The organism is Sphingomonas sp. ATCC 31555, from assembly GCF_000282895.1.
GTDB lineage: Bacteria > Pseudomonadota > Alphaproteobacteria > Sphingomonadales > Sphingomonadaceae > Sphingomonas.
Window position 1 is genome coordinate 232,242 of the sequence record NZ_ALBQ01000018.1, and the last position, 10,829, is coordinate 243,070.

13 protein-coding genes and 1 pseudogene are annotated in these 10,829 nt (G+C 64.8%); 11 read left to right on the plus strand and 3 right to left on the minus strand.

All coding sequences use genetic code 11. The annotated features are described in order from the left end of the window. Positions 1 to 93 precede the first annotated feature (93 nt). From B215_RS0110365 to B215_RS20645, 11 genes are all read left to right on the plus strand, one after another. Positions 94 to 681 carry a hypothetical protein gene (locus B215_RS0110365; RefSeq protein WP_019369580.1) on the plus strand — a complete coding sequence of 196 codons (588 nt, stop codon included), beginning with the start codon at positions 94 to 96 and terminating at the stop codon, positions 679 to 681. 104 nt (positions 682 to 785) lie between these two features. Further along, complete coding sequence (locus B215_RS0110370; RefSeq protein WP_019369581.1) at positions 786 to 1,940, plus strand: hypothetical protein; 1,155 nt, start codon at positions 786 to 788, stop codon at positions 1,938 to 1,940. Between the two features lie 158 nt (positions 1,941 to 2,098). Continuing rightward, a complete protein-coding gene (locus B215_RS21545; protein WP_019369582.1) occupies positions 2,099 to 2,662 on the plus strand; it encodes a hypothetical protein in 564 nt (187 codons plus the stop codon). 165 nt (positions 2,663 to 2,827) lie between these two features. Next, entirely contained in the window at positions 2,828 to 3,181 is a 354-nt protein-coding gene (locus B215_RS19990; protein WP_019369583.1) for a hypothetical protein, read from the plus strand. Between the two features lie 9 nt (positions 3,182 to 3,190). Then, positions 3,191 to 4,126 carry an aspartyl protease family protein gene (locus B215_RS0110385; RefSeq protein ID WP_019369584.1) on the plus strand — a complete coding sequence of 312 codons (936 nt, stop codon included), beginning with the start codon at positions 3,191 to 3,193 and terminating at the stop codon, positions 4,124 to 4,126. A 126-nt stretch (positions 4,127 to 4,252) separates the two neighbouring features. Next, positions 4,253 to 5,011: a hypothetical protein gene (locus tag B215_RS21550; RefSeq protein WP_019369585.1), complete on the plus strand. Its 759-nt coding sequence runs from the start codon at positions 4,253 to 4,255 to the stop codon at positions 5,009 to 5,011. A 17-nt stretch (positions 5,012 to 5,028) separates the two neighbouring features. Then, the gene (locus tag B215_RS20640) at positions 5,029 to 5,625 is read left to right on the plus strand and encodes a hypothetical protein (RefSeq protein ID WP_058805492.1); all 597 of its coding nucleotides are present in this window, start codon (positions 5,029 to 5,031) and stop codon (positions 5,623 to 5,625) included. A gap of 253 nt (positions 5,626 to 5,878) precedes the next feature. Next, positions 5,879 to 6,220, plus strand: coding sequence for a hypothetical protein (locus B215_RS0110400; RefSeq protein WP_156804366.1), 342 nt, complete (start codon positions 5,879 to 5,881; stop codon positions 6,218 to 6,220). Between the two features lie 104 nt (positions 6,221 to 6,324). Further along, a complete protein-coding gene (locus B215_RS0110405; protein WP_152997947.1) occupies positions 6,325 to 6,636 on the plus strand; it encodes a hypothetical protein in 312 nt (103 codons plus the stop codon). Further along, positions 6,627 to 7,073, plus strand: coding sequence for a hypothetical protein (locus B215_RS0110410; protein WP_152997948.1), 447 nt, complete (start codon positions 6,627 to 6,629; stop codon positions 7,071 to 7,073). Before B215_RS0110405 ends, B215_RS0110410 begins: the two co-directional genes overlap by 10 nt. Positions 7,074 to 7,356: 283 nt before the next feature. After that, the gene (locus B215_RS20645; RefSeq protein ID WP_019369590.1) at positions 7,357 to 8,556 is read left to right on the plus strand and encodes an SAM-dependent methyltransferase; all 1,200 of its coding nucleotides are present in this window, start codon (positions 7,357 to 7,359) and stop codon (positions 8,554 to 8,556) included. Between the two features lie 114 nt (positions 8,557 to 8,670). On the opposite strand, the gene B215_RS0110420 is transcribed toward B215_RS20645, so the two are convergent. From B215_RS0110420 to B215_RS20005, 3 genes and pseudogenes are all read right to left on the minus strand, one after another. After that, on the minus strand, positions 8,671 to 8,973 hold the full coding sequence (locus tag B215_RS0110420; RefSeq protein WP_019369591.1) for a hypothetical protein: 303 nt from the start codon (positions 8,971 to 8,973) through the stop codon (positions 8,671 to 8,673). 3 nt (positions 8,974 to 8,976) lie between these two features. Beyond that, a complete protein-coding gene (locus B215_RS0110425) occupies positions 8,977 to 9,330 on the minus strand; it encodes a hypothetical protein (RefSeq protein ID WP_019369592.1) in 354 nt (117 codons plus the stop codon). A gap of 213 nt (positions 9,331 to 9,543) precedes the next feature. Beyond that, a pseudogene (locus tag B215_RS20005) lies at positions 9,544 to 10,574 on the minus strand (IS110 family transposase). Positions 10,575 to 10,829 lie beyond the last annotated feature (255 nt).

The window sequence follows — 10,829 nt, forward strand, 5'->3', positions numbered from 1 at the left end:
GGGCTGATGGCTCCTGGCATGGACCCGATGGTGCGAGGCAAGGGGGCAATGAACCGATAGCTTGCTTTTGGGATCAGCCCGGAAGGACATTTGATGCGCGAGTTGACGTTGCAAGAGCTTGAACTCATCGCTGGCGGTACGAGCACGGCCACCGCTTTGAGCGACGATATCGTGGTGACCGCAAACCCTGGTGACGGTGGTGGATATTACCCGCCGATCTTCAATGACGGCGGCGGCGATTGGGGTGGCGGCGGTGATTGGGGCGGCGGCGGTGGTGGCGACAGTGGCGACAGTGGCGGTGGCGATGCGCCCCCCGCCGAACCAGAACCCGATCCGGACGAAATCGTCGTCACGGCGCCACGTCCGACTGAACAATGCCCCGCTAACGACTGGTGGCCGGACATGTTCGAAGACTGGGGCGACGTTAAGTCGATCACGCCGGCGCTTGGGCCATGGACGCAATTCTGGCACGACCAAGGTACATGGTGCTTCTACGACGAGAACGACAAGCTGCAGGGCAAATTCGTGGACGATCCGAACGGAACGGACACGATAACCTTCACCAGCACCAACGGCCAGGCCAGCTTCAACGCGGGCGCCGCCACCGTATCGGGCGGCTTTGCCTCCAACGACTCCTCCTCGACGAGCATTACCTTCCACGTGAGCCGGGTCAACGAATGACGCGTTGCGCCGGGCGCATCGCCCTGATGAGCTTGTGGATGTCGGTCGCCGCGTGCGATCCTCGACCATCTGATCGGGGCGCTGCAGCCGGCGCCGGCTTCATAATGACGACCGAAGTTCGCGCGGCGGCGAACGGCTGCGGCGCACCGCCCGACAAGACGAAGTTGTACGACAGCGATGGTGGGCGATGGTGGCCCGATGGCACCCTTTGGTGTCGTGCCGGCGACACCGCCAAACCAGCTCAGACCTGGCTGCATGCGACCGGCGGCCGCGGCACGCACCGGCTTGTGTTCCAAGGGGAGCAGGTCTCGCTTCTGGAGAAAGAGGTCGCGCTTGCCCCCGCATCCACCCAGCCGCCGCCGCCGCCCTTCACCCGGTGCGGCACTGACACCCGCTCGCGGGCCTTCGCAGCCGAGAACCGGTTGCTGCATTCAGGCGATCTCGCCTGCGGGCAGACTTTTCGCGGTCCGGACTTCACACTGACCAGCGCGGGCTTCCAGGCTGCAAGCGGGACGATGCCCGCGCTGGTTACAACGCCGGCGGGCAGCTCGGCGGGCACGATCGTCTATCTGCTCGGCGGACCGTATGAGAACCTCCTCGCCGGTCTTGCCACGCGGGCGACGACGAACCACCTCCTGGCGCGTTGGGCGGGCCGGGCGGCGGTGGTGGTGCCTGCCTATCTGGGCATCGATCGTGTTCGACAAGGCGGAGGCGATGCCGCATCTGCACGCGCCGAGGTCGAGGCACTGCTGAAGGCGCTGGAACGGCGCGGCCCCGTCTGCGTGATCGGCTTCAGTATGGGCGCGGCGGTGGCGGCGCCGAGCGCCGCGCGACACCCGCATGTCGGCTTCCTGATGGCCGCGCCGCTGGCGGCGGCGCCCGCGACCTTCGTCGCTCGTGTCCGGGCAAAGGGGGGCGCGGCGCGGTACTTTGCGCTGACACCTGCAAATCCCAGCGATCGCGCGGTTACCATGGAATCGGACAAGGCCTTTCTCGATTACTTCGCGGGGAGCGAGTCTCTCGATCTCGCCGCGCTGCTTGGCCCGGGGCGCCATCCGAATGTGCGCGTCGCCTATGCTGCCGGCGACCTCGCGGTGACTGGCAAGGATCTGGCAGCGCTCGCACAGATGCTTCCGACAAACGCAATCCGTGGGCTGCCGGCGGCAGTCGGGCACTCGATAGAGGCCCCCTTTGCGGCTTCCGCCTACCGGCCGCCGATCGATCGCTTCCTCGCTGATTGTCTGCACGCGCGCGGCTAAGGGGGATTGGCGAGAGGTTTTCGGCCCCGACCGTTGCCCTATTGCTCCGCAAGTGGTGCAAATCGCGGCCGATGCCTCGCCCTGCGGAACCAATGGCACGAGGCAAGGAAGTGCCGGAGCGCTAGCTTGGCCCTGGAACCAGTAAGGAAGGGCGTTCGATGCGCGAGCTTACGTTGCAGGAAATGGAGCTGATCGCCGGCGGTACGACCACAGCCACCGCCTTGAGTGACGACATCGTGGTGACCGCTAACCCGGGCGACGATGGGGGATATTATCCGCCGATCTTCGATGGTGGCGGTGGCGGCGACTGGGGCGGCGGCGGCGGAGATTGGGGTGGCGGTGGCGGTGGCGGTGGCGGTGGCGGTGGGGGCGGCGACAGCGGCGACACCGAAACCGACACGACGACCGACAACAATGGCGAGATCGTTGTGATCGGTGCGCGCTTCGACGAAGCGGCGCGTTCGGCGGACATCGTTGCGCAGGTCAAGAACGCGTCGGGCTATATGGAATTCGTCTGGGACCTGGCGACGATGGACGTTCAGTCGCTCACGCTCAACATCAAGGACGACGTCAACAGCTTCACCGGGAGCGTCAATCTCAACAGCGGGATGGCCACTGGCACCTATGGCGTAACGTTCTCCAACGGCCTGACGGGATCGCTGACCTTCAGCAGCAACGGGACGAACTATTCGGTCTCGGCCGGGGTCAAGCTGAACTTCTGACGTATCGGGCGGGACGGCATCGTCCCGCCCGGCATCGGGACGATGCCATCGTGACAATGGCGCGGGCCGCCCGATTCCGCTGGTCGACCCGCTGCCTGGATCTTTAGGGTTGGAATCATGAAAGCCGCCATACTCCTCGCATCGCTCCTCCTTCCCGCAGGCGCTTTGGCGACACCGACCGGGCAGTTCGTTGCCCGCTGGCAGGCGGCATCGCAGGCGGCAAAGCCGGCCGGGAGCGCGGTCACGGCCGAACAGGCGCTGGCGACACCCGAACTCAAGGCGCTGCTGGACGAGTTCGCAGCGGTGGCTGGAGCCTATCGCCGGCAACTGCTCGACGCGCGTGCGGCGGGCAAGCCCCCGCGTGCCTGTCCGCCCTCGCAGGTTGATCTCACTGTCGATGCCGTGCTTGCCGAGGTTCAAACCCTGCCCGCGGCATGGCAGTCGCGCGAATTCGCCGACAGTTTCGGCGCCGTCATGGACAAGCGCTATCCATGTGCCAGTCTGTCGGCCCGCGGCTAGGCGGGCAATATGCGGATCCTTTTCCTGTGCCTCGCCCTTTTTCAGCCGCACAGTTCGCAGGATCGCTCGGAGGCGACGCCGCCGGGCGCCGATACCGCTACGCTCCGGCTCCGGCTCACCGACCGGGTCGATCGGGCGCCGATCGCGTATGAGGTTGTGCGGAACAATATTCTGTTTCGCGTGACGATCAACGGCCATCCGGCAACGGTGCTGCTGGACAACGGCGCCGATCGAACGCTGATCGACCGCAGTTTCGCGCAGCGGGTGGGGATCGGGCTCCGCCCGTCCAACCGGCGCGTCGTAACCAGCGCGCTGACCGAAGTCGCCACGGCGACGACCGACGCGGTGACAATCGAGGCGGCTCGCAGCTTCCGAGCGGAGGGCGCAATGGTGGCGCTGGATCTTCGCCCTGTTGAGCGCGCGTTGGGCAAGCCCATCGACGCGGTGCTTGGCAGCGATGTGCTCGATCATTTCGCCCTGCTGATCGATCCCCGCGCCAGGCAATTGTCCTTCCACCAGGGCGGCAGCGCCAAGCCAATGACGGGCACCACCAGCCTGCAGATCGGGCCCGGCTCAACCGTGGCGGCCGAACTCAACGAGCAGAAGGTCGGGCTGAGGATTGATCTGGGCTATAGCGGCGTCATCCGCCTGTCGAAATCGGCGTGGCAGCGCGTCATTCCCGCAGGTGCGCCGACGCGCGACGGATCCCAGACTTCCGCCGACGGCACCACGCGCGCGACCCAAATCGGTGAGGCTGCGTTGCGGATCGGCTCTGTTCGCATCGATCGCGTCCCCGTGGATAGCGGCTATGTCCCTGCCGGCACGGCCGACGGATTACTTGGAAACGGCTTCCTCTCGCGGGGGCCGTTCATCCTCGACCAGAAGGGCCGCCAGTTGTTGCTGCTCCCGCGCCAGCAGCGGCCAGACGGCCCGCGCACGCCCTGATCGATATGCTCCGGCCATGGTGCAAACGACGCAGGACGCCCGCCTGATCTGGATCGAATAGTCCGAGAGCGGTTTGCGGCGGCGGGGTAACATCGCGCATCCTTCATCGAGCAAAAGGCTTTCTCAATGCGCGAATTGACCTTGGAAGAGCAGGAACTGATCGCTGGCGGCACCGACACCACCGACCTTCCCGAAATCGTCGTCACCGCCGACCCAGGCGACGGCGGCGGTTGGGGAGATTGGGGCGATTGGGGCGACTATGGCGATAACGGCGACTATGGCGATGGCGGCGGTGGCGGCGATTCCCCACCCGATCCCAACTGTGCCGGTTCGACACCGCCGGCGGACTGGGCAGACAGCCCGGAGGTCAAGGCCGCGCTGGATACCGCCAACAAGGACAAGGCCAGCGTCGAGCGCGCGATCGACGGCTGGAACACGGTCGTCGCTGCGGCGAACGCGCACGGCATCGACCCGGCGCTGCTGGCCGCGATCGGCATTCGCGAGAGTGGCTTCAGCAACATCGATCAGCCCGACGGCCTGGGACGCGGCGTTTTCCAGATCGATTTGGGCGCGCACCCCAATGTGACCGAGGCGCAGGCGCACGACCTTGCCTTCTCGGCCGATTACGCCGCCGGCCTTCTCGCCTCCAACATGGCATCTTTGTGTGCCGAATTCCCGAATTTCACGGCGGATCAGCTTACGCAAGCGACCGCAGCGTCGTATAATTTCGGCGTGGACGATATTTCGGGCAACCCGGCAACGATCGATGTCGGTACGACGGGCAACAACTACGGTTCGAACATTATGGGGCTGATGGGCGCGTTCAAGGAACCCGCCTCCGGGATCACGCCAGGCGCTGGGCCCGATAACGGCGGCTGCAGCTGACGACAGGAGCCGGACATATGGACCGATTGGATTACGTTCTCTGGCCGGCCGCGGCGATCGTCGCCCTGGCGCTTGCGGGTCCTGCCGTGGGACAGGGCCCGCAAGCCCAGGACGGCTACGCGGATTGCGCGCCACGAGCGGGCGGGATCGATGCTCCCAGGCTTCGGCGCGCCATACTTGCCGCGGCCCGGCCGCGCATCGGCGCGGACACGTTCTTTGACGACAATGTCGTTGTCGTGGCGCCAGCCCGGCTGGGTCGGGGCCAGCCCGATGTGATCGCCTATGTAGCGGGACCGCGCATTTGCGGTTCGGGCGGGTGCAACGCCTATGTGTTTGAGCGTGAGGGCCGAGCGGGGTATCGGCCGCTCGGCACGATCGTTCCGGCCCGGCTTCCGATCCACGTGCTCGAGACCCGCCATGGCGGCCGGCAGGACCTGGGCGTCGCCGTCAATGGCGGCGGCGTGCGGGTGGGATATGTCGGCGCGCTCCCCTTCAATGGCCGCCGCTACGCGGGCAATCCCACCTTGTCCGGCGTCCGCCATGTCGCCCGCGGATCGGGAACGGTCCTTATCGGGTTGCCGGGGCAGGCCGAGGGGCAATGCCGCCTGCGCTAGCACCGGGCGGGAGGGGGGCAGCCGGTAGACCTGCGCCATCGTCGTACGAGGGCACCCATCGACATCCGTTTCCTGTCGCTGCGCGCGCCGGGGCACCCCTCTTTGCCTTTCACGGGGTGGCTTCGCCGCTCCGATCGCTCCGATAGCGGAGCAAATCACAGGGCCGCCCTGCCGGGCATGGATGGGATTGCGCCGAGAGCAAGGCGATGCATCGGCTAGCATTGTCGCCATCGAATCGGCGAAGGGTAATGCGATGCGTGAACTGACGCTTGAGGAGCAGGAACTGATCGCCGGCGGCACCGTCACCGACGGTACGGACAGCGGCGGGGACATCGTGGTGACCGCCAATCCCGGCGATGGTGGCGGGGGCGACTGGGGCGATTACGGGGACGGCGGCGGCGGCGGCGGCGGCGATGGCGGAGGCGATGCGCCACAGCCGCAGCCCCCGGAGCCGCCCTGTGGCGACAGCAATCCTGCTACGATCGAGACGGCCGACGGCACGAAATATGATGGCCTGGATGGCGCAAATATTACGTGCCCCAGAGCATCGACAACACCTACATCAACGCCGTCGCGGAGCATCTCCACGATGTGAGGACCAGCGGGTATCCTGGCCAGATCTATGTCGAACTGAATGATATGTATACAAATCCAAGCAATCCGTTTTTCCTGGATTTCAAGGAGTATGGCACATCTTCGATGCCGGGAACGGTGGATGCGGGCACGCAGAGCTATTATAGCGAGGCGGCGGGCCAATGGGTTGAGACCAGCTACTTCGAACCCTATGGCAACGTTCTGTACGGCTACATGATGACCGTGGCCGGCTATGCGCCAGAGGAAACCTGGGCGGTTGCCGCCGCGATGCAAGAGGGCAATCCGGGCACCGGCATTCCCCATGACGATCTTCAGGACCAGCCGCACGTCAATCTGGGCATCTCGGCCGCGCAGCAATATCTGGCGACCGGCCAGAGCTACTCCCCGATCAACATCGATTCCGCACCATGCGGATGAAGGTTGCCGGTAGGCTTGGGCCGGCACTGCTCCGATCGGTGATCGCGGCGTTGCTCGTCGGCGTGATCCAGCCCGCATCGGCTGCAGATTATGGCTGTGGCCGAACCGCGCGAAGCGCAGACGGGCGTGTCGCTGCGCTGGTGTTGCAAACCACCGGCGGGGTGACGCCCGATGGCCGTGCACCCGCATCCGGCGAAGCGCGTCTGAAGCTGGTCCTCTGCCAGAAGAGCGGATGCGGGCAGCCGATTGATCTCGGTAGGCCAAGGCCGTTGGCGGTCGGCTGGCAGGGAGAAGTGTTGACGCTTTTCTCGGACGCTATGCCCGATCGAGATATGCGACCCGAGGGTATTGCGATGCAGCCCTATGCCGCCGCCACATCGCAGGCGCTTCGCTACGACCTCGCATCCTGCCGGCGCCGGCCGAGTGCGGGGGGCTGACGCTGAAAGTTGCCGGTAGGGGGAGCATTTCGCACCCGATGCGCGGTGCAGGCGGCGCGGATATCGTAGGTTTAAGCGTCCGCGTTGCTGCCTGCTTGATCGGCCCCGGCTGGTTCGATCCGGCAGCGGAGCAATTACCGCCCGATCCTTGCCGAAATGGTGGTTGTGTTGGCTGACACGGCCGTGCCGTCTGCCGATTTCGGTCGAACGGTCGGCACTGACGGGCCAGCACCGCTTGAAATCGCCGCGCAGCAGATGCGCCGCCCGTCCGGATGGAAAGGGAATGATCGTGAACAACGCCAATACCGCCACACGCGACATGACCGAGCGCTGGGAAGCGCTCGCCGCCGAAATTGCGGCAGCGCAATATGATCCGGCTTGCAAGGGCCGGTTGATGGTGATGGGATCGGGCCTCGCCTTCACCGACTTTCTCCGCGATGCGGAGGACGAGATTCGCGCTGCCGACGCCTTGTTCCACTGCGTCTACGACAAGGTGACGCAAGTCTGGCTGGGGCAGATGCGACCCGACGCCTATGATCTGCGCATCCTCTACAATGACGATATCGAGCGCCACCTCACCTATGTGCGGATGGCGCAGGCGATGCTGCACCACGTCCGGCTCGGGCAACGGGTGGTCGCCATCTTCTATGGCCACCCGGGCGTGTTCGCGATGCCCGCGCACCGGGCGATCCACATCGCTCGCCATGAGGGGCACGAGGCGCGGATGCGGCCCGGCATCTCCGCGCTCGACTATCTAATCGCCGATCTTGGCTTCGACCCGGCGCTACCCGGCTTTGCCAGTTTCGAAGCCACCGATCTGTTGCTTCGCCGCCGTCGCCTCGACACGACGCTGCACATCGTTCTGTGGCAGGTCGGGGTGGTTGGTGAACTGGGCTATACCAGCCAGGGGTTCGCCAATCGCGGGTTCGACGTGCTCGCCCGGCATCTGTCCGATGTTTACGGGCCCGACTGGACCGTGACCCATTACATTGCGCCGCAATATGTGGGAATGGATGCGCTGGTCGAACGGATCCGGATCGGCGACCTTGCCACCGACGCGAACCGCGCGAAGATATCGTCGCTGTCCACCTTCTATATCGAACCGCGCGACGACGTGGAGACGGATGCGGAGATTTCCGTGGCCCTCGGCTGCACCAAGGCGGGGGACACCACATCGCGGCCGTTCCGCATCTACGATTACCGCCGCGACGGCCCACGCGAGCGCGCGACGATCCGGAACCTTGCGCAGTTTCGCGCGCCGGCCGGTTACCGCCTCACCGGCTACTCGCCCGAATATCAGTTCATGCTGGACCTCAGCCGCGACGCAGCCCTGCAGGCCGAATACCGCCGCGATCCCGCAACGGTCGTGCAGCGGGTCGCGGTATCTTTCCAGAACGAGCGGAAGGTAAAGCTGCTCGCCATCCCGCATCCCAAGGCAATCGACGCGGCGCTCAGTGAGGAACCGGAAGCGTTAGATGCGTAAGGCGAGGACGGGGACTTAGCTCGAATTTGTACGTTTTTCTCGACAATCCTGGCCTATTCGTCGCACCACGAATGCGCAGCTGCAGATAATAATTGCCGACGGGCTCGAGCGTCATCAGCTCGTCGAGGCTGAACAGCTGCGCCAGTCAGCGAGCAACGCTGTGATCCGCACGCCCCGCGTCGGCATTCCCCGCGCGGCGGTGTTGCCGAGCGTGAACAAAATGTCGCCAACAGCATCTTCATAGCCAGGGGCTCCAACGCGCATCGGCATATCGTCGGTCAGTCTGTTTCGCAGTGGGCTTTCAGCCGGCAAATGGGCGAGCATATCGGCCACGGTAAGCGCAAATTCCGAGCGCACGCCACTGTCTTCGCTGAGCGCGGTACGAAATGCCAGGAACGGCATATCAATATGACCCATCGGCTAACCTTGCCTTGCCTCGGCACCGCCCGGAATCTTCGTTCTGCGCTTGGTCAGCACGCGCGGCCGCTCCCTGTATGATGTTAAGATTGTGACAGGTTCGAGCCGGTCGACACTGGCCAGGCTGAGCACCAGCCGGACGATGCCGTAGCTGATCACCAGCGCCGACTGATCATCGACAGCGCCGCCGCTCCGATGGAAAGTGGGCCATAGGTCTGCGGGTGGGTCAATACCCACGTCTCCATTACCAAAATCGCCCCGCGCAGCGGGTCGTCTAATCGCCCGTTCGTCAAGGGGCAGGTGCAACTTGGTCAGTCGTTCCAGCCGGTGGTGTTCGTATGCCGGGTACAGGGTCATCTACGCGGTCGATGCCAGATTGATCGCCGCAGGATGGGTTCCGTCGGTGAGATCTTCCTATGTTCGTGACGCACTCCACCAGAGGCCCGCAGTGCTTCCCGCTTCGCGGAATGATCCCGTCCGCGTCCCGGCAGGGACGACTTGGCGCGTCATGCAAGGACGCTATCGGTGGAATGGCTGATAATGACTTCCGTCGACAGGTATCGAACAGAATCAAGCGGCAGCGGGGTTTCCGGCTTGCGGGTCGAACAGCTCGCCCGTTTTGAGCATCGCATGCATGATCACCGCGAGCTTGCGTGCCAACGCCACGGCCGCCCGCTTGAAGCCGAGCCTTTCCTTCAGTGCGAGCGCCCAGGTCCGCAACCTGCTCGTCTCCGTCGACCGGTTGAGGATGACCGCGGCAGCTTCATGAAGCAGGCTGCGCAGCTTGTGGTCGCCGCGACGTGAGATATGCCCATCATGATCGACCTCGCCGGACTGGAACCGCCTGGGGGTAAGCCCGACCCATGCACCGACGGCGCGCGAGTTCCTGAAGTTCGCCGGATCCTCCACCGCTGCGGCGAAGGCGGTGGCCGTGACGGTACCGACGCCAGGTACCGAGGTGAGCAGACGGCAGCGCTGATCCTCGCCTGCCATCGCCACCAGCTGCTTGCTCAGTTCGGCCACCCGAAGCCGGATATGGCCCCAGGCCTGAAGCATCGGCAAGACAATGCGCGCGAGCTTATCCTCGCCTTCCAAAAGGGTACCGACGTTGCGTTCGAACACACTGCCGGCCCCCTTGGGCACGATGAGACCGAAGGTCTTCATGAGCCCGCGGATCTGGTTGGACATCTGCAATCGCATCTTCAGAAGCTGGCGACGCGCCGTGACCAGCGTACGGATCAGCATGCTGTCGAAGCCCTCACCCGGACCTCCCGGTAGAAGCCAATCTCGGCCAGATGCGCCAAGCCATCGGCATCGTTGGCATCAGTCTTGTTCGCGGCCATGTCGAGCGCCGCCTTGGCATGCCGCGCGTCGATACAGATCGCCGGCATGCCCTCCGCGGTCAGCGCGTGGTAGAACCACACTGACAGCGGTCCCGTCTCGAACACTACCCGCCGGGCCTCCGGCGCGCGCTTGCGGATCATCGCCGCGAGTAGTTGCGGGTCTGACGCACACTTGCCCCGCCAGATCCTCTTGCCGCCCTGCCGGATCGAGATCGCCGTCTCTTTTATGGATACGTCGAGGCCGATATACTGGTCCATGGCTGTCCTCCGTTAGATGCCTGGGCCCGGTGTCGATCGTGAGCCCGTATCTTCATCTTATCGGGGGGCAGCCAACCGGCTAGACTAGGTGTTCGAACATTACCACCAAACCTACGTGGCAACCGCTCCCGCGATTACGTCATGTTCGTGCTCCGGCCCGACCTTCGTCATCCCCCATTCCCGTTCGGGGAAATGCCGAATGTCCGCTGCTGACCGAGGCTGTGTAGAAACGCTGTTTCGTGGTAGACTTTCCCG